Source organism: Devosia psychrophila (assembly GCF_000971275.1).
GTDB lineage: Bacteria > Pseudomonadota > Alphaproteobacteria > Rhizobiales > Devosiaceae > Devosia > Devosia psychrophila.
Map to the genome: position 1 here is coordinate 17,123 of NZ_LAPV01000074.1, position 23,213 is coordinate 40,335.

General features: G+C 62.4%; 22 protein-coding genes and 1 pseudogene. 17 read left to right on the top strand and 6 right to left on the bottom strand.

Annotation, left to right across the window (positions count from 1 at the left end):
• Nucleotides 1-18: 18 nt before the first annotated feature.
• A complete protein-coding gene (locus WH91_RS06045) occupies nt 19-519 on the bottom strand; it encodes a cytochrome b (RefSeq protein WP_046170101.1) in 501 nt (166 codons plus the stop codon).
• A 260-nt stretch (nt 520-779) separates the two neighbouring features.
• Between WH91_RS06045 and WH91_RS25305 the strand changes: the two genes are divergently transcribed.
• The 5 genes from WH91_RS25305 to WH91_RS06070 all read left to right on the top strand — a co-directional run bounded on the left by WH91_RS25305 (nt 780) and on the right by WH91_RS06070 (nt 4,800).
• Nucleotides 780-1,379, top strand: coding sequence for a hypothetical protein (locus WH91_RS25305; RefSeq protein ID WP_052952625.1), 600 nt, complete (start codon nt 780-782; stop codon nt 1,377-1,379).
• Nucleotides 1,376-2,191: a COG4705 family protein gene (locus tag WH91_RS06055; RefSeq protein WP_244542422.1), complete on the top strand. Its 816-nt coding sequence runs from the start codon at nt 1,376-1,378 to the stop codon at nt 2,189-2,191. Before WH91_RS25305 ends, WH91_RS06055 begins: the two co-directional genes overlap by 4 nt.
• A 73-nt stretch (nt 2,192-2,264) precedes the next feature.
• The gene (locus WH91_RS06060) at nt 2,265-2,936 is read left to right on the top strand and encodes a winged helix-turn-helix domain-containing protein (protein WP_046170102.1); all 672 of its coding nucleotides are present in this window, start codon (nt 2,265-2,267) and stop codon (nt 2,934-2,936) included.
• A complete protein-coding gene (locus WH91_RS06065; protein WP_046170103.1) occupies nt 2,929-4,302 on the top strand; it encodes a HAMP domain-containing sensor histidine kinase in 1,374 nt (457 codons plus the stop codon). Before WH91_RS06060 ends, WH91_RS06065 begins: the two co-directional genes overlap by 8 nt.
• Before the next feature lie 63 nt (nt 4,303-4,365).
• Nucleotides 4,366-4,800, top strand: a complete 435-nt coding sequence (locus WH91_RS06070) for an EamA family transporter (protein WP_046170104.1) — start codon at nt 4,366-4,368, stop codon at nt 4,798-4,800.
• 112 nt (nt 4,801-4,912) lie between these two features.
• On the opposite strand, the pseudogene WH91_RS23240 reads toward WH91_RS06070, so the two are convergent.
• The 5 genes and pseudogenes from WH91_RS23240 to WH91_RS06090 form a co-directional block, all read right to left on the bottom strand.
• Nucleotides 4,913-5,818, bottom strand: a pseudogene (locus tag WH91_RS23240) (mandelate racemase/muconate lactonizing enzyme family protein); the annotation flags it as partial.
• A gap of 74 nt (nt 5,819-5,892) precedes the next feature.
• Complete coding sequence (locus tag WH91_RS06080) at nt 5,893-6,414, bottom strand: ABC transporter ATP-binding protein (protein WP_342028125.1); 522 nt, start codon at nt 6,412-6,414, stop codon at nt 5,893-5,895.
• On the bottom strand, nt 6,339-6,647 hold the full coding sequence (locus WH91_RS25905; RefSeq protein ID WP_342028126.1) for an ATP-binding cassette domain-containing protein: 309 nt from the start codon (nt 6,645-6,647) through the stop codon (nt 6,339-6,341). The genes WH91_RS06080 and WH91_RS25905 overlap by 76 nt, the downstream gene beginning before the upstream one ends.
• Nucleotides 6,644-7,699, bottom strand: coding sequence for a substrate-binding domain-containing protein (locus WH91_RS06085; protein WP_046170106.1), 1,056 nt, complete (start codon nt 7,697-7,699; stop codon nt 6,644-6,646). The genes WH91_RS25905 and WH91_RS06085 overlap by 4 nt, the downstream gene beginning before the upstream one ends.
• Nucleotides 7,696-9,027 carry an ROK family protein gene (locus tag WH91_RS06090; RefSeq protein WP_046170107.1) on the bottom strand — a complete coding sequence of 444 codons (1,332 nt, stop codon included), beginning with the start codon at nt 9,025-9,027 and terminating at the stop codon, nt 7,696-7,698. The genes WH91_RS06085 and WH91_RS06090 overlap by 4 nt, the downstream gene beginning before the upstream one ends.
• Before the next feature lie 218 nt (nt 9,028-9,245).
• Between WH91_RS06090 and WH91_RS06095 the strand changes: the two genes are divergently transcribed.
• From WH91_RS06095 to WH91_RS06150, 12 genes are all read left to right on the top strand, one after another.
• Entirely contained in the window at nt 9,246-10,061 is an 816-nt protein-coding gene (locus WH91_RS06095) for a sugar phosphate isomerase/epimerase family protein (RefSeq protein WP_046170108.1), read from the top strand.
• A 36-nt stretch (nt 10,062-10,097) separates the two neighbouring features.
• Nucleotides 10,098-11,216: a substrate-binding domain-containing protein gene (locus tag WH91_RS06100; protein ID WP_046170109.1), complete on the top strand. Its 1,119-nt coding sequence runs from the start codon at nt 10,098-10,100 to the stop codon at nt 11,214-11,216.
• A gap of 79 nt (nt 11,217-11,295) precedes the next feature.
• Complete coding sequence (locus WH91_RS06105; protein ID WP_046170110.1) at nt 11,296-12,459, top strand: levoglucosan dehydrogenase; 1,164 nt, start codon at nt 11,296-11,298, stop codon at nt 12,457-12,459.
• Entirely contained in the window at nt 12,441-14,012 is a 1,572-nt protein-coding gene (locus tag WH91_RS06110) for a sugar ABC transporter ATP-binding protein (protein ID WP_046170111.1), read from the top strand. Before WH91_RS06105 ends, WH91_RS06110 begins: the two co-directional genes overlap by 19 nt.
• Nucleotides 14,005-14,988 (top strand): ABC transporter permease, encoded by a 984-nt coding sequence (locus tag WH91_RS06115; protein WP_082102019.1) that lies wholly within the window; start codon nt 14,005-14,007, stop codon nt 14,986-14,988. Before WH91_RS06110 ends, WH91_RS06115 begins: the two co-directional genes overlap by 8 nt.
• A gap of 136 nt (nt 14,989-15,124) precedes the next feature.
• The gene (locus WH91_RS06120; RefSeq protein ID WP_052952627.1) at nt 15,125-16,789 is read left to right on the top strand and encodes an extracellular solute-binding protein; all 1,665 of its coding nucleotides are present in this window, start codon (nt 15,125-15,127) and stop codon (nt 16,787-16,789) included.
• 181 nt (nt 16,790-16,970) lie between these two features.
• Nucleotides 16,971-17,798 carry a sugar phosphate isomerase/epimerase family protein gene (locus tag WH91_RS06125; RefSeq protein ID WP_046170112.1) on the top strand — a complete coding sequence of 276 codons (828 nt, stop codon included), beginning with the start codon at nt 16,971-16,973 and terminating at the stop codon, nt 17,796-17,798.
• 40 nt (nt 17,799-17,838) lie between these two features.
• Nucleotides 17,839-19,143, top strand: coding sequence for an ABC transporter substrate-binding protein (locus WH91_RS22480; RefSeq protein WP_052952628.1), 1,305 nt, complete (start codon nt 17,839-17,841; stop codon nt 19,141-19,143).
• 67 nt (nt 19,144-19,210) lie between these two features.
• A complete protein-coding gene (locus WH91_RS06135; RefSeq protein WP_052952629.1) occupies nt 19,211-20,071 on the top strand; it encodes a carbohydrate ABC transporter permease in 861 nt (286 codons plus the stop codon).
• Nucleotides 20,068-20,886 carry a carbohydrate ABC transporter permease gene (locus tag WH91_RS06140; protein ID WP_046170113.1) on the top strand — a complete coding sequence of 273 codons (819 nt, stop codon included), beginning with the start codon at nt 20,068-20,070 and terminating at the stop codon, nt 20,884-20,886. The genes WH91_RS06135 and WH91_RS06140 overlap by 4 nt, the downstream gene beginning before the upstream one ends.
• Nucleotides 20,887-20,908: 22 nt before the next feature.
• A complete protein-coding gene (locus tag WH91_RS06145; RefSeq protein WP_046170122.1) occupies nt 20,909-21,934 on the top strand; it encodes a zinc-binding dehydrogenase in 1,026 nt (341 codons plus the stop codon).
• A gap of 20 nt (nt 21,935-21,954) precedes the next feature.
• Complete coding sequence (locus tag WH91_RS06150) at nt 21,955-22,959, top strand: ABC transporter ATP-binding protein (protein ID WP_046170114.1); 1,005 nt, start codon at nt 21,955-21,957, stop codon at nt 22,957-22,959.
• Nucleotides 22,960-23,213: the final 254 nt, after the last annotated feature.

Here is a 23,213-nt window from a genome sequence, read left to right on the forward strand (position 1 = left end):
ACCGAAACCACCAAAGGCCTAACGGCCAGGCACCAGGATTCGACGCAAAGTGCCGTCACGTTTGATGAACTGATGGTAGAGGGCCGCAACGACATGCACGGCGATGAGCACGATAAATACGGGTTTGCCCAGTTTATGAATGTCGCCGAAAGCGTCCGACACATAAACCGTCAGCAGTCCTAACAAGGGCATGGCAAACAGCATCAGGTAAAAAGCCCAATGCACCAGCCTGGCAGCCCAGTCCATCCAGGTGGGCGTCCCGGCCAGGCGCTGCGGTACACCTTGCATGAGCCGGACACCCAGCCGGACGAGGACGAGCACCAGAATGGCAATGCCAAACCAGTAATGTCCTATGCTGACTGCGGTATCGACACTCGATGCAGTCGTGCCTTCTTCTGCGGCATCGCGCACGTTGGTCATGCCCTCGCCAAATATCAGTTGAAATGCCACAAGCGCAGCGATGACCCAGTGCAGGGTAATCTGAAGCTTCGAATAACCTGACGTCTGGGTCCCGTTCATTTTCGACTTTCCTGTAGTGGCGCGGCAACATTGCCGGTAATCGGACAGCTTATGCGATTCGCTTGTGGCAACGACACTTGACGCCTAGTGGAGGCAAGGCCGACGGGGACATGTGCATGGTCAATGCTATGGCATGAGTTTTTCGGACCGTCTCGCTGCAGCAGCAATTCTTACAGCGATGTATATTTGGCGACAGGCGGCCGTGAGTTCGGGGGCCGACAAGGGTGACATCAACCGCTCCAACCCCGATGAGCTCACCCATGAAACTGTATCAGCTTGCCTTCGCCGCCTGCCTCATCGCCACGCCGATCGCGACTACGGCTCACTTCGTGGTCCCCGCAACTGCGGCCGCCACTGCTAGCGCGCTCGGCGACCTGTCTGCCATGCGCACGATTGTCGCCGATGCTCAGGCGCTGGTCGCTGCCAAGGATGCCGCGGCCGCCAAGGCCCGGATCACCGAATTTGAAACCGCCTGGGATCAGGCGGCCAATGACTTGCGGGGCAAAGATGCCTCCAAATGGGATGCCGTCGACTTGGCGGCCGACGCTGCACTCGATGCCGTGCGTAACGATGCTCCGACTGCCGACGCCACTTTGACGGCGCTCCTGGCCCAGCTCGACAATCCCGGCGCTGCCGACGCGGCAGGTGTCGCTACCACCGATACCTCTGGCAAGCCCGTGCCCTGCGAAGACATGCTGGCGCAATATCGTACGGTCGAACCGAAAACTGCATCGCTGCCGGATGCGGACAAAGCCAAGGTCGCCGAACTCGAGGCCAAGGGCCTGGAGCGCTGCAATGCCGATGACGATAAGCGGGCCGACGACTTCTTTGCCCAGGCCATCCAGCTGATAGGCGCATGATGAAAAACCTGAACTATAGCGGACCCGGCGCCGAGACGGTCGTTTCGGGCGGCGTCCCGGCCCTCAATCGCGTCCCTCGCGTCACCGTCGATTTCTGGCTCATCAAGCTGATGGCCGTGACGGTTGGCGAAACCGCCGCCGACTTCCTCGCGCTCAACATGGGCATTGGCTTGCAGACGACAACCCTAATCATGATGGCGGTGCTGGTGGTGGCGCTTAGTCTGCAGTTCAGCCGCAAGCGCTATGTACCCTGGACCTATTGGCTGGCCGTGGTGCTGGTCAGCGTCGTCGGTACGCTGATTACCGACAACCTGGTCGATACGTTCGACGTGCCGCTCCTGACCACGACACTCGGCTGCAGCATCCTGCTGGCTGCCACCTTTGCCGCCTGGTTCGCCAGCGAAAAGACGCTGTCGATCCATACCATCGTCACCACGCGGCGCGAAATCTTCTATTGGCTTGCGATCCTGTTCACCTTTGCGCTTGGGACCGCCGTGGGTGACTATCTCGCCGAGACCCTGGGACTGGGCTATCTTGCCACGGGCCTCGTCTTCCTCGCCATCATTGCGGCCATCGCAGTTGCCCATCTTGTGTTCAAGGCCGATGCCATCCTGACCTTTTGGCTGGCCTATATCCTGACCAGGCCCCTCGGCGCCTCATTTGGCGATCTTCTGTCGCAGCCGATAGACTATGGCGGTCTGGGCCTTGGAACGATCGTAACCAGCGTCATTTTCCTGACCGTCATCGCTGCGCTGGTCGCTTACATGACGCTGGCGGCCCGTAAGCGCGATGCAAGGGCCATATCGGCCTGAGCCCGTCGGGGCGGCGGTCTCTGGATCACCGTCCCGCATTGACGATGGCCCCCTTCTGACCGAGACTTCAGCCATGCGTATCCTGTTCGTCGAAGATGATGCCCGCACCGCCGATTACGTCAAACGCGGGCTCACCGAGGCAGGCCATGTCGCCGACGTCATCGCCGATGGCCGTGATGCGCTGGTACATGGCATGGCCGAACGCTTCGATGTCATGGTGGTCGACCGTATGTTGCCCGGCCTCGACGGACTGTCGCTGGTCAAGGCGTTCCGGGCGTCGGGCAATACCACGCCCGTGTTGTTCCTGACCGCCGTGGGCGGCGTCGATGACCGGGTCGATGGTCTCGAAGCCGGCGGCGACGATTATCTGGTCAAGCCCTTTGCCTTTTCCGAACTGCTGGCGCGGCTCAACGCCCTAGCGCGGCGGCCGCCCCCGACTACGGAGAAAACCAAGCTGCAGGTCGCGGACCTCGAAATCGACCTGATCCGGCACTCCTGCCGGCGCGGCACGATGGCCATCGACCTGCTACCGCGCGAATTCGCACTTCTGACCTATCTCATGCAGAACGAAAACCGGGTGTTGACCCGCACCATGCTGCTCGAACGGGTGTGGGATTTTCATTTCGATCCGCAGACCAGCGTGGTCGAGACCCATATCAGCCGGCTGCGCGCCAAGATCGACAAGCCTTTTGCCAAGCCGTTGCTGCACACCATCCGCAGCACGGGTTACAGCCTGCATGCTTAGGTCCCTTTATCGCAGCACGGCGATCCGGCTGATCGCGCCGCTCGGTTTGGCATTTCTGGTCTTTCTGTTGCTCGCCGGATTTGCCGCTTACCTGCTGATCCAGGGCGAGCTCGACGGACGCATGCGGCAGCAACTGGAACAGACCTTTGCCGTCATCACCCAATCCTATGCGGAAAGTGACCTCACCGACCTGACAGAACTGGTGCGCAGCCACGCGGCGGCCAATCCGCGAGACCAACGGGTTTTTTTCCTGCGCGACGGCAACGGACTAAAGCTTGCCGGTAATATCGATCAGGCGCCAGGAGGCACCGGGTGGTCCGTCGTACCTGGCGCTGCCTTGGGCCTCGATGCGGATGACAGCTACCAGATTTATTCCGGATCGGCGGCTGACACGGAGCTGACCGTGGGCGCCAGTTTTGAAGAAAGCGACGCGGTGGGCGCCATCGTGCGCAACATCCTGGGCTTGGCGGGGCTCGCCTTCACCGTTCTGGTCGTCATTGCCGGCCTGCTCATCGCCGTGCGCGGACAGCGCCGGATCAACGGCATTGCATCGACCATGGACCGGGTTGGGCGCGGCGAGCTGGCCTCGCGTATCCCGCTGCGAGCCAATCACGACGATCTCGATGATCTGTCCGTCCAGATCAACCAAGCGCTCGATCGGCTCGCCAGTCTCGTAGAGGGGATGCGGCAGGTGAGCGTGGATATTGCGCATGACCTCAAGACGCCCCTCAACCGGCTGAGTTTCACTGTCCAGAACGCCATTGACGATGACGAAGCGGGCAAACCGATCGCTGGCCTGCTGCAGCAGGCGCAGGAAGAATCGCGCCAGATCAACACGACATTCAATGCGCTGCTGCGCATTGCCCAGATAGAATCCGGTGCACGCCGCGCGCGGTTCAAGCCCATAGCAATAGAGCCGGTCCTCGAAACGCTCTTCGATGCCTATGAGGAGGTTGCCCGTGAGCAGGAACAGGAACTGGTGTTTAACGCCGCGCCGCTGCCGCATATTATCGGCGACCGCGATCTGCTCACTCAAATGTTCGCCAATCTGATCGAGAATGCGATCCGCCATTGTCCGCGGGGGACCAGGATCACGCTGGCCAGCGTAGTGGAGCCGGACAAGGCGTTCAGCATCACTGTGTCGGACACCGGACCTGGCATTCCGGCGGCAGAACGCGATCGGGTGTTCCAGCGGCTGTATCGGCTGGACAAGAGCCGCAGCACGCCGGGCCACGGCTTGGGCTTGAGCTTGGTCAAGGCCATCGCCGACCTGCATGGGGCGAGCATCGATATCGGCGACAACAACCCAGGTCTGCGCATCGCCGTACGGTTTGTCGCTCAGCTCGCCATGTCCGCCGCGCCATAAACCATTGCATCGCCTCGCGCGCATTCGCACCCCTTCCGTTTCATCTCACAGAAAGGTCACACCATGGAAGCTCCACTATCGTCCTGGCTGTTTTGGGCCCTGCTGTCGGCTGGCTTTGCCGCGCTCACCGCCATTTTCGCCAAGATAGGCATCGAGAACGTCAATTCCGACTTTGCGACCCTGATCCGCACCGTGGTCATCTTGATCGTCGCGGCCGGTATCGTGGCAGCCACAGGCCATTGGCAGGCTCCAGGGACGCTTTCGAGCAAGACCTGGACCTTCCTGATTCTATCCGGCGTCGCCACCGGGCTGTCCTGGCTATGCTATTTCCGCGCCCTTCAACTCGGCAAGGCGGCCCAGGTAGCCCCAATCGACAAGCTCAGCGTCGTTCTCGTCGCCATATTCGCGGCCCTATTGCTCGGAGAACGCCTGCCGCCCACCGGCTGGCTAGGCATCGGCCTGATTGCCGGCGGTGCCGTGTTGGTGGCTGTCTCCTGACGGTCCATCGGCTCAAATCTATCAAAGTGGTTTGAGTCATTATTTCTGATTGCATGCGACGCGACTGCAAGTGCCCACTTCGCCTCAAAAGCAGCCGGTCTGCATCCCACCCCATCCCGGAAGCCAGCGGACCCATCGGGTTATGTGGCGCCACACCGACGAAATAAGCCTCCGCCAACGCTGCGATCCGGCGCATCTCTGAAATGCCGCCAACAACGCAGATGTCGGGCTGGATCAGGTAGGCACCCTTTACCTGCAGCAATCGAAGGAATTCGTTGCGGCTATAGAGAGATTCGCCCGTGGCCAGGGCGCAATTCAGACCCTGGTTCAGTTCCCCATAGAGCTCGATGTTTTCGGGACGCAGGGGTTCCTCGTAGAACAGCGGATCATAAGGCGCCAGGACATTGCCAAGCTGGCGGGCCGAATTGACGTCGAAGATCTTGGCCTGGGCATCAAAGGCGATTTCGTAGTCCTGATTTACGCTTTCCCGCAGCTGCCGGAAATACTCGGCAGAGGTGCGGACGACCTCCCCCCAGCGGTTGCTATTGGGCTCCAGCCGCCATGGGCTGAGTTTGAAAGCGGAAAAACCCCACTCGCTATTGAGCCGGTCGAGCTCATCTTTGGCGGTGGGCAAGTCTGAAGCGGTGTAAACGCCGGCATAGACCTTGATGCGGTCACGGACTTCTCCGCCAAGCATCTTTTACACAGGCACGCCGCGGGCTTTCGCCGCCAGATCCCAAAGGCAATGATCGAAGCCCGATATGGCCGCAAGCCCAAGCGCACCAGGCGGAAAGCGGCACTGCTGGATCATGTAGTTGAAGAGATATTCAACGCGCGACGGATCCTGGCCAGCGATGAAATTATAGAGGTAGTCGAGGAGCGGTGGCAGGGCCAGGTCGGGACCATGGTTGTAGCACTCGCCCTAACCCGTGAGGCCGTCATCGGTGTCGAGCGCGATGATAACGCGTGGACGGTCCTTGTCGCGTGTCACGTAGACCCGCATGCGGTCGATTTTCATTGAGTTTCCCCTCTTTGAACGACAGGCCGCGCGCAGGCGCCAGACCTGACTGGCCGGTGGCCAGAATTGAAATTTCAGGCCGCCACAACAGCGCCTTCGGGCCGATATCCGAGGCTGCCCTCGCGCAGCATGCGCGTGTATGGGTGCTGAACCTTGCCGTCGATCATGGCCTGGCGCGTCGATATCTCCGCCAATTGGCCATCCTTCATCACGACGATGCGGTCGCACAGATGGGCCACCACGGCCATGTCGTGGCTGACGAGCACATAGGTCAGGCCGGCGCGTTCTCTCAGGTCTCTGAGAAGATTGAGGATTTCGGCCTGGATGGACACGTCGAGCGCCGATGTCGGCTCATCGAGCAGCAGGATTTCCGGTTCAAGGATCAGTGCGCGTGCAATGGCGACGCGTTGGCGTTGGTCTCCCGACAGCTGGTGGGGATAGGGGAAGCGAAAGCGCGGCAGCAAGCCGACCTGGTCCAGGGCCTTCTCCTCCCGCTCCTCGTGATCGGCAATACCATGGATTACCAGCGGCTCCATAAGGATGCCGCCGATGGTGTGGCGAGGGTGAAGCGAACCGAATGGGTCCTGGAAAACCATCTGCTGGCGGCGTAGCGGCGTAACTGATCGTGGTTGCGTTTCTTCCAGCCAAGCTGATCGCCGGCGATAGTGATGCTGCCGTGCCAGTCTTTTAGGCGTCCGGCTATCGCACCGAGCAATGTGGATTTGCCGCAGCCGGATTCCCCGACGAGGCCGAAGCATTCGCCCTTCTTTACTGGGAGATCGATACCCTTCACCGCATGGTTGGTGCGCGAACAGGGCTTTGCAATCATTTAGAATGGCCTTGAGTGGCGACCAATATTCGCATGGCATCAATGATGGCCCTCGGTGCCGGCAGGTGCCAGATGACCTGGTAGGCCTCGACTACATCTAATGGCGTCACTTCGCGTCCGGCCAGCGCGACCCATGGTGGCACCGACAACCCCAGCAGGGCCGCAACTGTCACCCGAGCGGCCGCGCTGCCCTGATCATAGGGCATCTGGGCGCCGACCCCTTTGATCATGCCACGGCGGACCATATCGAGGGCGACGTCATTGCCCAGGTCCACTGTCGTGACGGGAATGTCGAAGCCCTGCTGCGCGAGCGCCCGGACCGCCTTCATCGCCGGCACGTCCCAGACCGCAAAAATGCCTGACAGGCCGCGAGCCTTCTCCACCATCGCCAGCGCGGCCGGCCCGGCATCCTCCAGCTCGGCAAATCGTTCTCGGACCAGGGTGACGTCCGGTCGGTGGATGCCCATCCATTTGCGGAACGCAATCTCGCGCTCGTGGGTGGCAAAGAAGTCGATGCCGTAGCCCAGGATGCCGGCGGCGCCGTTCGGCGGGATATGGTCCGACAGCATGGCGGCGCAGCTTTGGCCCAGGCCAAAATTGTCGGTCGAGACGACGCTGGCATAGTCGGCACCGGGCAGCATGCCGGTCGGGGCATTGTCCAGCAGCACCAGTTTACGACCGCTGTGGGCCAGGGCCCGATGGGCCGCCGCGACGCGCGTATTGCCGATTGGGATCGAGATTACCGCGTCGACCGGCTCACGCGCCAGCCGGGTCAGGGCGGCGATCTGCAATTCGACGTCGAAATTGCAATCGACCACTTCAACGACGGCAGCGGAATAGAGGCCCAGCGTAGCGGCAATGCCCGCTAGTTCCTGCTTTGACCAATCGCTGGTGGTGGTGTGCAGGACCACTGCCACCGCAAAGCGGCGCGCCTTGGCCTCGACGGCGTCGCCCTCGGTCAGCTGAATCTGGTCGGCGGGCACGGCGCGCTCTCCATGCGGACCCAGGCCTGCAATCGGCTTGGCGGTATCCACTGGCGTCTTGCCGTTCATGGTGCCGTTCGTCCCGATGGTGTTGCCGCCTTGGGCGCCAGTGTTGTGGTGTATCTCTCCATGACTCTCTGGAAGTCCGGATGGAGAAGGGGCGAGCCGTGCCCGATCCAGCCCTGCAGGATGGGGGGCGAGAACAATTCTTCCACCACCACCTGGGCGGCGCCGACCAGGCCTGCGGATGCCCCCATCTGGGAGCGCATGATTTGAAGGTCGCGCGACACCATCGGGTGAGACTGGCGATAAACCGCTTCGCGAATGCCGGCGAGCAGGCTGTCGCCACCCGATTCGGCGACGATCCCGCCAATGATGATGAGTGTGGGATTGACCAGGTTGGTCAGCGGTGCGAGCGCCTCGCCCACCATGCGACCACACCGGCCGAGCAGTTCGACACAGAACAAGTCGCCCAACTGGGCGGCATGGCCGATATCGACGACCGAGATTTCGCCCTGCCGCGCCAGCGCCTGTGCCAGATAGGGGCTGCGGCCGTCCTCGGCTGCGGCCGTCCCCTCACGGGCCAGGGCGTCGGCGCCGGCTATGGCCCCAAGCAGGTCGTCGCCGACCCTGCTGTGGCCGATCATGCCGGCCGCGCCCTGGGCGCCCCGATGCAGACGGCCCTCGGACATCAGGCCGGCGCTGATCGAGCGGCCCAGCTTGACATAAATGATGTCGCTGAGACCCCGGCCGCCACCAGCCTTGGCCTCGCCCATGGTCATGGTCTGAACGCCGCTGCGGGCGAAAATCGGCACGCCGATCCGCATCGACAGCCGTTCCAGGAACGGGAAACCCTGCCATGATTGCACGCTTTGCAGGACGTGAACGGCCTCGAATTCGGCCGACGGCTTTTCGATTGGGCCAGCCAGGGCAAGCCCCATTCCCCAAGGCGCCGGTTTCTCGGTTTCCCTGAGCAGCCAATCAAAAATGGTAGCCAGTCGCTCCAGAATTGCCTCCGGCCCCGCGTCGAGCCGCGCCGCTTCGTGGTGCTCCACGAGCATCTGGCCGTTGAGATCGGCAATACCGAGCGCTATGGAACTCTGGTCGATTGCCGAAACCAGCAGTGAGCCGGCATCCTCGCGGAACCGCATCTGCCGGGGCGCCCTGCCGCCGGTGGCCTGGCCCAATTCCCCTTCCTTGAGGAGGCCCAGGTCAATCATCGTCGCCAGCCGGTCGGCGACGACGGCTCGCCCCAGCTCGGAGCCGCGTTCGAGTTCCTGCCGGGTCGTGGCTGTTCCGGTCCGCACTAGGTTGAGCAATAGCGCCAGGCTTGCCTGGGCCGTGTCGACGCTGCGTGGGCGGCCGACCGATCGTAGCGCTGTTTTCTTCTCCGCCACTCCTCGATCCCTCTGTCTCTATTGCAGTTCCAACCTAACCCGGCAGGTTCTTCGCATCAAGCTGCGACTTATGCCTATTATCCGACAAAAGATGTGGTTCTTGTGCAGAATTGGCATTGACTTCGAGTTTTCAAACGGCGTAAGGTCTGGTTAACAACGGGCTGGCCGCAGTGTCAGTCCAATCCCGGCAAAGCCGGATCTGCTCGGAGGAGGAGCCCATGGCCGTCAAACTGGCCTATCACGCCAATTGCTGGGGACCGCTCGGCGGCAATGCCGTGGGGGTGACGTCAATCACCCAGCTGACTTACCGGACCTTCGCCGACATGGATCGTGCCTTCGCCGACATTGCTCGAGCGGGCTATCAGGGCGTGGAAATCTTCGACGGCAACCTGCTCGACGACACGCCGGCCGACCTGCGTCGCAGGCTCGCTGCAGCCGGACTGGAACTGGTGTCGACCTATTCGGGCGGCAACTTCATCTTTCCCGACATCCTGTCCGAAGAACTGGCCCGGATCGAACGCGTCGCGGCGGCGGCCGCAGACGCAGGCGCCAGCCACTACGTGATCGGCGGAGGCGCCAAACGCGCCGGCGGCATTCGGGCAGACGACTACCAGCGTCTTGGCGAAGCACTTGACCTGGTGGGAGAAATTGCCAGGCGCGCCGGTCTGCGGGCTCACTACCATCCGCACCTTTCCACCATTGTCGAGAGCCCGGCCGAGGTCACCAGAATTTTTGGGCTCACCAGCCTCGATTTCTGCCCCGACACGGCCCACCTCGCGGCGGCCGGTGGCGACCCTGCGGCGCAGGTTCGCGAGTTCTCCAGGCGCATCGGGCTGGTGCATCTCAAGGGCCTGCAGCGCGAACCGTTTGGCTTCACCCCGCTCGATGCCGGCGATCTCGACAACGGGGCGGTTATACAGGCCCTCAAGGATACCAACTATTCCGGCTGGGTCATGGCCGAACTCGATAGCTGGCCCGACCCGTACGAGGGGGCGGTGCGCAGTCACACATACCTGAAGCGGCACTTCGCCTGATCAGACAAACACCAAAGTCACCAAAGGGAGGATACCATGGGACATTCGAAGACGACGACACTGCTGGCGGCAGCATTGCTGGCTGGCACCATCGCCGGGACAGCTTTTGCACAGAGCCCGGATGAGGCGCTGGCAGCACTCGCCAACCAGACGCTGAGCACCGGGCCGAACGGCGAGAGCCCGGTCTCGGCCTCTGAAGTCACCCTCTCCAATGACGAACTGGCCCAGATCAAGGCTATGGGCGCCACTGCCGCCATCGTCATGCACTACGGTGGTGACGACTGGAGCCAGGCCCAGATCAACGGGCTCGAAACCCAGTTTGCGGCGATGGGCATCGAGGTGATTGCCACCACCGACGCTGGCTTCAGTTCGGCCAAGCAGGTTTCCGACATCGAAACCATCCTGGCGCAGAACCCCGACATCATTGTATCGATCCCAACCGATCCGACGGCCACGGCAACCGCCTATCGCCAAGCTGCCGAGGCGGGGGTCAAGCTCGTCTTCATGGATAACGTGCCGGCGGGGTTCGTGGCAGGCACCGATTATGTCAGCGTCGTTTCCGCCGACAACTATGGCAATGGCGTCGCTTCAGCCCATTTGATGGCAAAGGCGCTCAACGGCGAGGGCCAGATCGGCATCGTTTTCCACGCCGCCGACTTCTTCGTGACGCGCCAGCGCTATGACGCCTTCAAGGCGACCATCGAGCAGAGCTATCCCGATATCGAGGTCGTTGCAGAACAGGGCATAGGCGGCCCCGACTTTACCGGCGACGCTGACCGCGCCGCCTCGGCGATGATGGTGGGCAATGCCGAGATCGACGGCATCTGGGCGGTGTGGGACGTGCCGGCCGAAGGGGTGATTGCTGCGGCCCGCGCCAATGGTCGTGACGACCTCATCATTACCACCATCGACTTGGGCGAAAACGTCGCAATTGACATGGCGCGCGGTGGCTTCATCAAGGGCCTGGGTGCCCAGCGGCCTTTCGACCAGGGCGTGACCGAAGCCATGCTCGCCGGCTACGGCCTGCTTGGCAAGGATGCGCCAGCCTATGTCGCCCTACCGGCCTTGCCGGTCGAGAAGGCCAACCTGCTCGACGCCTGGCAAGCTGTCTACTCCACCGAAGCGCCGGCCACGGTCAGCGGCTCCATGAACTAGGCGCTCCTCCCAGCGCCTGCGTGGGACGGCCTCCCAAGACCGTCCCGCACTTTCCTTCACCCCATCAACGAGACAGAAAATGCAAAAGCTCAATGTCGCCATGATCGGCGGCGGTTTCATGGGCAAGGCCCACGCCATGGCCTATGCCGCCATGCCAATGTTCTTCTGGCCGGCGCCGGCCATTCCGGTGCGCAAGGTGGTCGTGGACATCAACCAGCAGATGGCCGAGACGGCGCGCGACCGGTTCGGCTTCGAGGAAGCCTCAATCGACTGGCGCGCGGTGATCGCTCGGCCCGATATCGACATCATCGATATTTGCACCCCCAACAATTCCCACGCCGAGATCGCCATCGCCGCTGCCAATGCCGGCAAGCATGTGATCTGCGAAAAACCGCTCGCCCGTACTGGCGCTGAATCCAAGACCATGCTCGACGCGGCACAAGCCGCCGGCACCATCCACATGGTCGCCTTCAACTATCGTCGCACCCCGGCGGTGGCCCTCGCCAAAAAACTGATAGAGGAAGGCCGCATCGGCGACATTCTCAATTTCCGCGGCACCTATCTCCAGGATTGGTCGGCCGATCCCGATAGCCCACTCTCCTGGCGCTTCCAGAAGTCGGTCGCCGGCTCGGGCACAGTGGGCGATATTGGCACCCATGCAGTGGATTTTGCGCGCTATCTTGTCGGGGAGATCGCCTCGGTCAACGCCCTCGTCAAGACCCACATCCCGACCCGTCCCAAGCAATCTGGGGGTGTCGACAAGCTTGGTGTCGGTGGCGGCGACAACAATGCCGAGCGTGGCGCGGTCGATGTCGATGACGAGATGCTGACTATGGTCAAGTTCGCCAATGGCGCCATCGGCTCGATCGAGGCCACCCGCAACGCCTATGGCCGCAACAATTTCCTGACCTTCGAGATCCACGGCACCAAGGGGTCGTTGGCCTTCAACTACGAACGGCGCGACGAACTCCAGGTCATGTTCGCCGACGACGTCGCCGACGCCCGAGGCTTTCGCACCGTCTATACGGGTCCGGCTCACCCTTATGGCGGTGGCCTCTGGCCGATTCCGGCGCTGGGCATCGGCTACGGTGAAACCAAGATCGTCGAGTGCTACGATCTGTGCACTGCCATCGTCACGGGCAAGCAACCCTCGCCCAATTTCGAGGACGGGTACCGGATCGCCCTGATCGCCGACGCGATCCTGGCGTCGGGGGAAACCGGACAATGGGTGGACGTGCAATGATCGAACTGGCGGCCAAACCCATCGCGGTCGAAATGGCTGCTATTTCCAAGCGCTTCGGCGGGGTGCATGCCCTGCGCGAGGTGAGCTTCAGCGCCCGCTCGGGCGAAATCCACGCCCTGCTCGGCGAGAACGGCGCCGGCAAATCCACCATTCTCAAGACCTTGCGCGGCGTGCAGGCGCCCGATAGCGGCACCATAACCATCGGGGGCGAGGTGTTTGATCGCCTCACCCCGCACGTGGCCCGACAAAAGGGCATCGGCATGATCTTTCAGGAGATGAGTTTGGTGCCCACGTTGAGTGTCGCGCAGAACGTGTTTCTTGCCAACGAACTGCTGACATCGGCGGGTCTGATTGACGACCGAGCGATGGAGCGGCGCAGCGCCGAGATCTTCGGCTCGATGGGGGTCAGCATCAATCCGGCCGCCATCGTCGCCGACCTCTCCACCGGCCAGCAGCAACTGACCGAGATCGCCAAGGCACTGTCGCAGAACGCAGCGGTGCTTGTGCTGGACGAGCCGACCTCGGCCCTGACGGCGGGCGAGGTGGATATCCTCTTCGGCCTGCTGCGGCGCCTCCGGGCCGAAGGCAAGGCCATCGTCTATGTCAGCCACCGCATGGACGAAATCTTCCGCATTGCCGATCACGCGACAGTCTTGCGCGACGGGCGGCTGATTGATAGCCGGCCGATCGCCGACTACACGCTGGCGACGCTGATCGCCGACATCATGGGGAAGGCGACCCGCGACCTGTCTGAGTTCACCACGGCTTCGACAGCGCAGGATGAAGTCATCCTTAGGGTCGAGCACTTGTCGAGCAAGCTGCGCCATGGCGGCGACGTGAGTTTTTCACTTAGGCGCGGCGAAGTGCTGGGGATTGCCGGACTGCTCGGCGCAGGACGCAGCCGGCTGGCGCGCATGCTGTTCGGGCTCGAACCCATTGCCGGCGGCACCATCACGCTGCGGGGGCGGACGACCACCATCGGCTCGCCCAAGCAGGCGACCGAACTCGGTCTAGCGCTGGTGCCCGAGGACCGACGCCGGCAGGGTCTGGTACTGGCCCACTCCATCCAGGACAATATCGAGCTGCCCATCCTGAAGCGCCTCGGATCGTCCCCCTTCGTCGACCTGTTCAAATCCCGCGCCACGACCGACGACCTGATCAAGCGCCTTGCCATCAAGACGGTGTCGCGCGAGGCGGCGGCCAATTCGCTGTCTGGTGGCAACCAGCAGAAGATCGTCATCGGCAAATGGCTGGCCACCGATCCGGACATTCTCATCATGGATGAACCCACCGCCGGCATCGACATCGGCTCCAAGGGCGAAGTGCTTCGCTTGGTGCGCGAGCTGGCCGCCGAAGGCAAATCCATCATCTTCATTTCATCGGAACTCGCTGAACTCATGGCCGTCAGCGACAGCATCGCAGTGATGTCGGGTGGCAGGCTGGTCGAAACCGTCGACAAGGCGGACCTACTGAGCAGCCCCGGCGATGCAGCGGAACTGCGCGCCGAACAGAAGCTGCAACTGATTGTGCAACGGGGAGGAAACCATGGCTGACACCACCGCAACGGCAGGAGGACGCGAGAGCTTCCTGGGCTACTTCAAACGCACCTGGCGGCAGAATATCATCTATATCGGCTTCATCGTGGTGTTCCTGTTTTTCGCGGCGACGCTTTATGACAAGGGCTTCCTCGCCCCCAACAACCTCCTCAACATCGCCCGCCAGACCGCCATGATCGCGGTGATGGCGGTGGCCATGACGCTGGTACTATCCTCCGGCGAGATCGACCTGTCGGTCGGCGCCGTGGCCGGGTTGGCCTCTGTCACCACCGCCATGGCAATTACCTGGGGCGGGTTGCCTGCCGGTATTGCCATCGGCCTGTTGACCGGCGTGGCGGTGGGGCTGATCAACGGGCTGCTCTCGACCCGGCTGATGATCCCGACCTTTCTCACCACACTCGCCATGATGGGCATAGCCAAGGGCACGGCGATGTGGATTTCCGATACCGCCGCCATTCCGGTGCTCGATCCGCTCTATCCAGCCATCTTCGGTGGCGGCAATCTCGGTCCGATCCCGACGCTTCTGATCTGGATCCTGGTCGTCGGCGTCATCGGTCACGTCGTCTTGCGGCGCACCAAATTTGGCCGACAGGTGCTGGCGGTCGGCGGCAATGTAGTGGCGGCGCGCTATAGCGGCATCAACACCAGCCGGGTCAAGCTCTGGGTCATTGTCATTTCCGCGGTGACGGCCTCGCTTGCCGGCATGCTCTATGCCGGTCGCCTGCAGACGGGCCGCTTCCAGCTCGGGGAAGGCGACGAACTGTCGGTGATCGCTGCCGTCGTGCTCGGCGGCACCTCATTGTTTGGGGGGAAAGGCACCGTGATCGGATCGATCATTGGCGCCTTGATGATCGGTGTCATCAACAACGGCCTGATCCTGATGGGCCTCGAGTATTCCCAGCAACTCATCGCCCGCGGCGGGATCATCATCCTGGCTGTGGCACTGAGTCAGGCGGGCACTCGGCCGGCTTGACGACCGGGCGACCAACGGGATGTAATGCGTGGCTATAACCCCCCGGCGTTCAAAGTCTATTGCGACTGCGGCCCTGCCCGAAGGTCCCTATGAGGCCGAAAGTGCCCCTCCGGGGCGCTCGACCTCGAATGCGGCTATGCTGCAGACAATCGAATTCGTCGATTCCCTTCGGGGGCAGGGTAGCGAAAACCTTGGACTTGACCTGCGCGACCTGGGCATCGTGCTGCATCTGGTGCGCAATCACGTGAGCGGGCGGCTCACCACGATGGCATGCTTGGCAGCCGCCTCGGGCCTTAGCTACGGCACCGCTTTCCGGGCGATCGAGGGGCTGATCGGCAGCGGTCTTATTGTTCGTCGCCCCCGCACAGCCACCGGCCGATCCTTCTCGCTGCATCCCTCGTCCGAGCTGTTGCGCCGGTGGCAGCTCTTTGCCGGCCATACGCGGCGCCTGATCGAGCAGATCGCCAGCGATGTGTCGCAAGCGGTTCGGAAGCCGGCCGCCGACATGGCAGCGGTGATTGCGCCGCCCACCGTCCTGGAAAACAAGCTCGCGCTGCCACGCGGCCTGCGCTTGCTGGTCCATGCAGATCCCACCTTCATGGCGATGAATGCGCTCAAACGGCAGTTCGAGATGATCCTGGGCGTTCCGATCCAGAGCAAGGCGTTGTCGATCGACCGGCTGTGGGCTGAAATCGTCCAGAACGGACAGCGGCCGGTCTCGGCTTACGACATTATCGCCTGCGACTTGCCCTGGTTTGGCGACATGGTCGGGAGAAATCGGTTAAGACCGCTCGACGACCTGATCGCCGGGTCCGAAATGGACATGGCTGACTTCCTGCCCGACGCAGTGGTGAGTGCCCGTCGCCGTGGCCGGCAGTATGGCATTCCGCTGCTGAGCACGGCGGAGCTTCTTGCCTATCGCACCGATTTGCTGGACGACGCGGGCCTGGCGCCCCCGCGAACGACGGTAGAGACGCTTGCTGTGGCCCGGGCGCTGCACGCGCCTGAGCGTGGCCGCTTCGGCATCGCCTGGAATGGCGGCCGGGGGACGGCGCTGGGCCACACCTTCATGGTCGCCATGGCCGCTCACGGCCAGCCGATCGTAAACCTTGGCCAAACCGCGGATGGCTTCCTGCCCGAGGACATGACCGAGGACCATCTGCGGCCGATGTTCGACAGCGAAGCTGCTCACGCCGCAGCTGACTATCTGACCGAGCTTCTGGCAGTCTCCCCGCCAGACATCCTCAGCATGACCTGGTACGACCGCGCCCGCGCCTATGCCAGCGGCCACACATCGCTCGCTTATGCCCACACGCTGCTCGTTACCCTGTTTGAGAGTGATCCGGCCTCTCCGGCGTATCGCAAAACCGGCTATGTACCGCAGCCCATCGGACTAGGCGGCCGGCCGATTTCCCCGCTCGGTGGTTACGCTCTCGCCCTTCCCAGTAATATCGCACCGGAACGCGTCGCACCCGCCTGGGCGGCGTTGGCTGCCCTGACCTCAGCCAGCGCCGCCAAGCTTTTCATGACCAATGGGAGCCTCGCGAGTCCGCGCTTTAGCGTCAATCGCGATCCCGAAGTGCAGGCACTCTCGCCGGTCATTGGGGTGGTCGATGCCATAGCGCGAAAGGGTGTGCTGCGCGCCTGGCCGCGCCCGCCGGTTCCTGGCATTTCCGCGCTCATCGCCATTGCGGGCGAGGAGATCCACGACATGCTGAGCGGGCTAAAGACCCGTGCCGTCGCGCTGGCCACTGCCCAGAACCGTGCCGAAGCGGTCATGCGAGGGCTGGATCGCGACTAACGTCAATGGTGGGGGCGAACTTATCCAGGTTGGACATATTTGCGGGTGTTGCCCTCCAGCGCAGTGCACTAAGCCATAAGCACCAACGCAAGGCCTAACCCGGCGCGCAAAACGCCGAACAGAGGCTCGGAATCGTACGATTCCGGGGTCGGGATTGCCTTGCCTGCACGAGGAGGAATTGTTGAAACTGGCATTCAATACCTGGGTCTATTCGAGCTTTCCGGTATGGGTGCCGGCCTACCCCCTCGAAGAGGTCATCAAGCGCATCGCCCGCATCGGCTATGATGGCATCGAGATCGGCGCGGCCAGTCCGCACGCCTATCCCGAATACCTGAACAAGGAGCGCCGCCGCGAAATACGACAGATACTGGATGATAATGGGCTGGCGCTTTCAAGCATGCTGCCCGCCCCGGGTGGCGGCCCCGGCTTCAACGTCGCCTCGGCAAATCCGCTGGAGCGGGCCGGTGCCATCGACCAGTACAAGCAGGTGGCAGAGCTTTGTGCTGAATGGGGTGGCAAGACCCTGCTTTACGTCGCCGGCTGGCAGGTCTACGGCACCAGCCGCGAGCAGGCCTGGGCCTGGAGCCGCGAGGCATTGTCGGAAATCGCCGACTTTGCGCGTCCGCTTGGCATCACGGTCGCCGTCGAACCAACTTCGTCGGACAGCAATCTGGTCGACGATTGTGACGACCTGATCGCCATGTTGGCCCAGGTTGACCGCCCCAACGTCAAGGCGATGTTCGACACCTTCCATACGCTCTACCGCAGCGAAGTGCCCACCGACTACGTCCACCGGCTGGGCCGCGACCTGACCCACATCCATCTTGCCGACGTCAACCGCGAGCCCCCCGGCAGCGGCGTGGTCGACTACCGGAGCCTGCTCGACGCCCTCAAGTCCGAGGGCTTCGACGGATACTTGACCATGGAGATCGGCTTCAACCGTCGCAATGTGGAGCCCGACGACATGGCACGACGCGCCCATGACTACATACGATCGCTGCTGGCCTGAGACCGCGCCATCCCATTCCCATTCATAGAAGGAGGAAACTATGACACTTTCGACCCAGCGGCACCTGCCGTTGCTGCTAGCTGCCGGCATTGCCGCCAGCGTCACGATCCAGCCGACGGCCGCACAGACCGTGGTCACACAGTGGGACCAGTTCGCCATGGCCGGCATCACGGCTGCCGGCCCGGCGATGGACGAGCTGATCACCGCCTGCGCTCCCGATCTCAATGGCGCCTCGGTGCTCCGCACCATCGCGCCCTCGATCGGCATCCGCGATAGCTATCGTCTTGCCGTTTCCGCCAAGAAGACACCAGACCTCGCCTACACCTGGCCGGCCGCATCGGTGCTGGCAGGCTATGCCCGGGTCGGCGCACTGGCACCGCTCGATGACTATTACGCGCAATATGGCTGGGAGGGCATCAACGGCTTCTACCGCGGTCGCAACAGCTTTGAGGGCGCCATCTATGGCGTACCGATGGAGCAGGACCTTATGGGGGTCTATTACAATCCCGCGCTGTTCTCGGAAAATGGCATCGCCGTCCCCACCACCTATGCCGAGTTCCAGGCGGCGGCGGCGGCCTTCAAGGAAAAAGGCATCACCCCAATTGCCTTCGGCAACCGGGACCGCTGGCCGGCGACCAATACCCTGAGCCTGCTGCTTGGCCTCACAGCCGGCAAGGATGTGGAGGAAACGGTGCTGTTCGGCGATGCGCCCTGGGCCAATGACCAGTTCAAACTGGCCGCCGAAACCTTCCAGTCCTGGGCCGAGAACGACTACTTCCCCAAGGGTTTCAATGGCATCGGCTATGACGAAGCCAATGCCCTGTTTCTATCCGGCCGCGCCGCCATGACCATTACCGGCACCTGGGTGTTGCAGGACATGGCGCGGGGGGCTTCGTTTGATCTCGGCGTGTTCATGCTGCCGCCGATCGCCGACGGTGTGGCGCCGGGCACAATGTGGGGCGAGGGCTCGCAGTGGCAGGTTTCTGCCAATGCCAGCCAAGATGTCAAGGACGCCGCCGCAGCCTATATCAACTGCCTGATCTCGCCGACCAGCCGCGAAGTCTGGGTCGAGAAGGGCTACCTCGTTCCCATTGGCACGACCCCCCAAGAGCTTGAGCAATGGGATGCTCTGCCCATCGTTAAGTCGTTTTACACGCAAGGTCTGGCAACGCCCGATACCAACTTTTACGACCTGCATACAACCCTGCCCGAAAGCGTGACCCAGGTACTCTATGCCGAGCTGCAGCGGTTGGTCGGCGGCGACGCCACCGCGGATGAGTTCCTGGGCACCATGGACGCCGCCTGGCAAGCAGCCATCGACAATGGCGAGCGCTGGGTGCCCTGACCCGCCGTGCTCTCCCGGGCGGGCTCCAACCGAGCCCGCCCTTTCACGCCCAAGACGCGAGTGAGCCATGCTGACCACCCGATCCGCCTATCTGTTTCTGCTGCCCTCACTGACGCTTTACCTGCTGTTCGTTGGCCTGCCGATCCTGCAAGTCTTCGGCTTCAGCTTCTTTGCGTGGGACAACGGCATTGCCGGCGATTTCATTGGCCTCGCCAACTACGGCCGGCTGCTGGGGGATAGCGTGTTCTGGACCGCGCTCTGGCACAACGCCATCTGGGTGGTGCTGACGCTGGCCTTTCCGCTGCTGGCCGGGCTGGTCATTGCGGCCATCCTGGCCGACCGCAATGCCAATGTTGTGCGCTGGCTGGGAGCCATCTACTTCATCCCGCGCACCATTCCCCTGGTGGTTGCCGGAATAATCTGGGGCTGGATCTACAACCCGATCTTCGGCCTGCTCAATTTCGGGCTCGAGGCGGTCGGTCTCGGCGGACTGGCAGGAGCCTGGCTGGCGCAGGAGAGTACAGCCCTGCTGTCACTCAATGTGGTGGGCGCATGGACCTTCTTCGGCTTCTGCGTGATCATCTACCTCGCCGCTATCCAGTCCATTGACCCCGCACTTTATGAAGCCGCCTCGATTGATGGGGCCAGCTGGTGGCGGAAGTTCCGCGATCTCACAGTTCCGCTGCTGCGCGGTTCCACCCTGTTCCTTGGGCTTTATGCCGCCATCGAGGCGATGCGTTTCTTCGATCTGGTATGGGTCACCACGCAGGGTGGCCCGGGTTACGCGACCGAAGTGCTGACCACGCATATCTACAAGACTTTTTTCCTGGTCGGCGACTTCGGCTACGCAGCCACCCTCTCGGTGGTCTTGCTCATCATCGTTCTCGCGATCAGCGCCGGCGCGTTTACCCTGCTGAGGAAGCCATGACCAAGAGCACCCGACTTTTCCAGAACTTGCTACTCCTGGTCTTCGCGCTTTACGCATTGGTGCCGGTCTATCTCGTGTTCCTGGCCGCCATCCGCAGCGAAGCCGACCTGTTTTCCGGCCCCCTAACGCTGAGCTGGCCGATCAATTTTGCCAATTTCGGTCGTATCTGGAGCGAGGCGGGCTTTGCCACCTATTTTCTCAACAGCGTCATCACGGCGGTCAGCGTCACCATCCTCGTGCTGCTGACGGCCCCGCTGGCGGGCTTCGCCTTCGCCAAACTGCGCTTTCCCGGCAAAGAGATATTGTTCGCACTGTTTCTCGCCGGGCTCGTCGTGCCGGCGCCTTCGGTGATCGTGGCGCTCTATGGCAACCTGCAGGCGCTTGGGCTCATCGACAACCGGATCGGAGTGATCCTGCCGCAGGCGGCGCTGCTGATGCCGTTCTCGGTCTTCATGATGCGCACGGTAATGCAGGACGTACCGGACGAGCTGATCGAAGCGGCCGTGATGGACGGGGCAGGGCTCCTCAAGCTCTTCCTCACCATCGTCGTGCCGGTCGTCAAACCCGGTCTTATGTCATTGGGCCTCATCACTTTTCTCTTCGCCTGGCAGGAATACCTGCTGCCCCTGGTGGTCTTCCAGACTGAGAGCCTCAAGCCGCTGACGGTGGGCGCGGCAAGCCTGCAGGGCCGTTACGGCGTCGACTATGGCGGAATCGCCGCCGCGGGGCTGATCGCCTTTGCGCCCCTCGTCGTGCTGTTCCTCGCCATGCAGCGATCCTTTGTGCGCGGCCTCACCGCCGGCGCCGTCAAATAGCAGGAGAATTCCAGTGTCGCAGATGCAAGCCGTCTTTCTGCCGGGCAACAAACAGGTGGAAATCCGCTCGATTCCCGTTCCCGAAGTGGGGCCAGACGATGTGCTGGTCGAAATGCACGCCTCCTGCATTTGCCGCAGCGATCTCAGCCTGTACTACGGCAACGCCGTGGTGGGCGGTGGCAATGCGACCGGCGGCTTTGTCTGCGGCCATGAGCCGGCGGGCACCCTCGTGGCCATCGGCGCAGCGGTGACCGAGTTTGCCGTTGGGGATCGCGTCGCGGTCTATCTCGCCATCGGTTGTGGGGTTTGTGCCCATTGCCGGCGCGGCGACATGCACCTCTGCGCCAAGTGGAAATGCCTTGGGTTCACGATCGATGGCGGCAACGCCGAGTTCCTCAAGGTGCCGGCACGCAATCTGCTGAAAGTGCCCGATCACATGTCGGCAGTGGCCGCCGCCATATCCACCGATGCCTTCGGCACGCTGTTTTCCGCCTGCCGAAAGGTGGGCGTCAACGGTCTATCGCGCATTGGCATCTGGGGTCTCGGGCCGATGGGGTCCAGCGGCGTGCTGGCGGCCAAGGCGCTTGGTGGCCAGGTGGTGGCGCTCGACCCCATCGCCGAGAGAAGAGAGTTTGCCAAAAAGCTCGGCGCCGACCTAGTGATCGACCCCACCGATCCTCAAGCCGCCGAGGCCATTCGGGAATTCTCGGGCGGTGAGGGGCTGACGGGCGCCATCGATTGCTCCGGCAACACCGCGGCGCACAACATGGCTCTCGATGCCCTGGCCCCGCTCGGGCGCATGGCCTTTGTCGGCGAAAACGCCCAGACCACCATCCGCCCCAGTGACCAACTCATCCGCAAGCAACTGACGGTGTTCGGTTCCTGGTACTTCGGTATCAACGAATACCAGGACATCCTCACCACCATTGCGACGCACAAGATCGACCTGGAACGGCTCGCCACACACACCTTCCGGCTCGACGAAGCCGAAACCGCCTTCCGCCTCTTTGATCAACGCGAAACCGAAAAGGCCGTGTTCGTCCGCTAGACCGACCCGGAGTTGCTTTCATGGCCAGACTAACGATCAGCAATCTCGACAAACGCTTCGGCGCCTTCGACATCCTCAAGGATGTGAATCTGGAAATCCCCTCAGGGGAATTCGTCGTCTTCGTCGGCCCCTCGGGCTGCGGCAAGTCGACCCTGCTGCGCTGCATTTCGGGGCTTGAAGCGGTCAGTGGCGGTACGCTGAGCATCGATGGCGTCGATGTAACCAAAGTGCCTCCGTCTCAGCGCGGCATCGCCATGGTGTTTCAGTCCTACGCGCTCTATCCGCATATGAGCGTCTTTGACAACATGGCTTACGCCCTCAAGATCCAGAAGCTTGGCAAGGCCGAGATTGAAGCAAAGGTGCGCGACGCGGCGCGCAAGCTGCAGCTTGATCTGTTGCTGGATCGACTACCGCGCCAACTCTCGGGCGGCCAGCGCCAGCGCGTTGCCATCGGCCGTGCCATCGTGCGCGACCCCAAGGTGTTCCTGTTTGATGAGCCGCTCAGCAACCTGGACGCCGCGCTGCGCGTGCAGACCCGGCTGGAAATTGCGGCGCTGAAACAATCGCTCCCGGGCACGACTATGATCTATGTCACCCATGATCAGGTCGAAGCCATGACACTGGCCGACCGGATTGTGGTGCTCAATGCGGGCCGGGTGGAACAGGTTGGCACGCCACTGGAACTCTATGAACGCCCTGGTTCCGTGTTCGTCGCAGGGTTCATCGGCTCTCCAAAGATGAACCTGCTTGCTGGTGCCGAAGCGGCGAAATTTGGCGCCGCTACCATCGGTGTCCGACCCGAACACTTGGCCTTCGGCCAGCCGGGGGAAGGCTGGGCTGGAACTGTAATGCGTACCGAACACTTGGGTTCGGAATCCTACGTCTATGTAGACGTCGGCTCCGACGAGCCGATGATTGTGCGAACGCCCGGTACTGCGGCGTTCGCCCAGGGCGATGCTGTGGCCCTGACTGCCGATGAGGGAGCCATTCTACGTTTTGATGCCGGTGGCAGTCGGCTCGCATAGGTTGTGCCCGATTGTCTTGGAGTGAGTGCCGCCCGGTTCCATGTCGTCGTTGGGGCAGGCGCACTCATAGTTTCTGTGAGCTGCCGAGGCACGCTCTGGCTCACAAGGTCTGCCATCCTGAAATTCAGATTCGCATAATATGCGGACTGGAACAGTGGAATAGTTGCTCGACGTGGACGTCCGCAACCGACCCGAAGTGGCCAGTCAGGTTCCGACCCATATCCGCCGTTCAAGGCCAACTCTTCGGTTCCTAA

Bases quoted from the DNA above. Each gene is read 5' to 3' on its own strand.
- WH91_RS06105 (WP_046170110.1), top strand. From the start codon at position 11,296: ATGCAAAAGCTCAATGTCGCCATGATCGGCGGCGGTTTCATGGGCAAG.
- WH91_RS06120 (WP_052952627.1), top strand. From the start codon at position 15,125: ATGCTGCAGACAATCGAATTCGTCGATTCCCTTCGGGGGCAGGGTAGC.
- WH91_RS22480 (WP_052952628.1), top strand. From the start codon at position 17,839: ATGACACTTTCGACCCAGCGGCACCTGCCGTTGCTGCTAGCTGCCGGC.
- WH91_RS06150 (WP_046170114.1), top strand. From the start codon at position 21,955: ATGGCCAGACTAACGATCAGCAATCTCGACAAACGCTTCGGCGCCTTC.
- WH91_RS06100 (WP_046170109.1), top strand. From the start codon at position 10,098: ATGGGACATTCGAAGACGACGACACTGCTGGCGGCAGCATTGCTGGCT.
- WH91_RS06110 (WP_046170111.1), top strand. From the start codon at position 12,441: ATGGGTGGACGTGCAATGATCGAACTGGCGGCCAAACCCATCGCGGTC.
- WH91_RS06115 (WP_082102019.1), top strand. From the start codon at position 14,005: ATGGCTGACACCACCGCAACGGCAGGAGGACGCGAGAGCTTCCTGGGC.
- WH91_RS06145 (WP_046170122.1), top strand. From the start codon at position 20,909: ATGCAAGCCGTCTTTCTGCCGGGCAACAAACAGGTGGAAATCCGCTCG.
- WH91_RS06055 (WP_244542422.1), top strand. From the start codon at position 1,376: ATGATGAAAAACCTGAACTATAGCGGACCCGGCGCCGAGACGGTCGTT.
- WH91_RS06070 (WP_046170104.1), top strand. From the start codon at position 4,366: ATGGAAGCTCCACTATCGTCCTGGCTGTTTTGGGCCCTGCTGTCGGCT.
- WH91_RS25305 (WP_052952625.1), top strand. From the start codon at position 780: ATGAAACTGTATCAGCTTGCCTTCGCCGCCTGCCTCATCGCCACGCCG.
- WH91_RS06060 (WP_046170102.1), top strand. From the start codon at position 2,265: ATGCGTATCCTGTTCGTCGAAGATGATGCCCGCACCGCCGATTACGTC.
- WH91_RS25905 (WP_342028126.1), bottom strand. From the start codon at position 6,647: ATGATTGCAAAGCCCTGTTCGCGCACCAACCATGCGGTGAAGGGTATC.
- WH91_RS06045 (WP_046170101.1), bottom strand. From the start codon at position 519: ATGAACGGGACCCAGACGTCAGGTTATTCGAAGCTTCAGATTACCCTG.
- WH91_RS06085 (WP_046170106.1), bottom strand. From the start codon at position 7,699: ATGAACGGCAAGACGCCAGTGGATACCGCCAAGCCGATTGCAGGCCTG.
- WH91_RS06095 (WP_046170108.1), top strand. From the start codon at position 9,246: ATGGCCGTCAAACTGGCCTATCACGCCAATTGCTGGGGACCGCTCGGC.
- WH91_RS06065 (WP_046170103.1), top strand. From the start codon at position 2,929: ATGCTTAGGTCCCTTTATCGCAGCACGGCGATCCGGCTGATCGCGCCG.
- WH91_RS06135 (WP_052952629.1), top strand. From the start codon at position 19,211: ATGCTGACCACCCGATCCGCCTATCTGTTTCTGCTGCCCTCACTGACG.
- WH91_RS06140 (WP_046170113.1), top strand. From the start codon at position 20,068: ATGACCAAGAGCACCCGACTTTTCCAGAACTTGCTACTCCTGGTCTTC.
- WH91_RS06080 (WP_342028125.1), bottom strand. From the start codon at position 6,414: ATGGTTTTCCAGGACCCATTCGGTTCGCTTCACCCTCGCCACACCATC.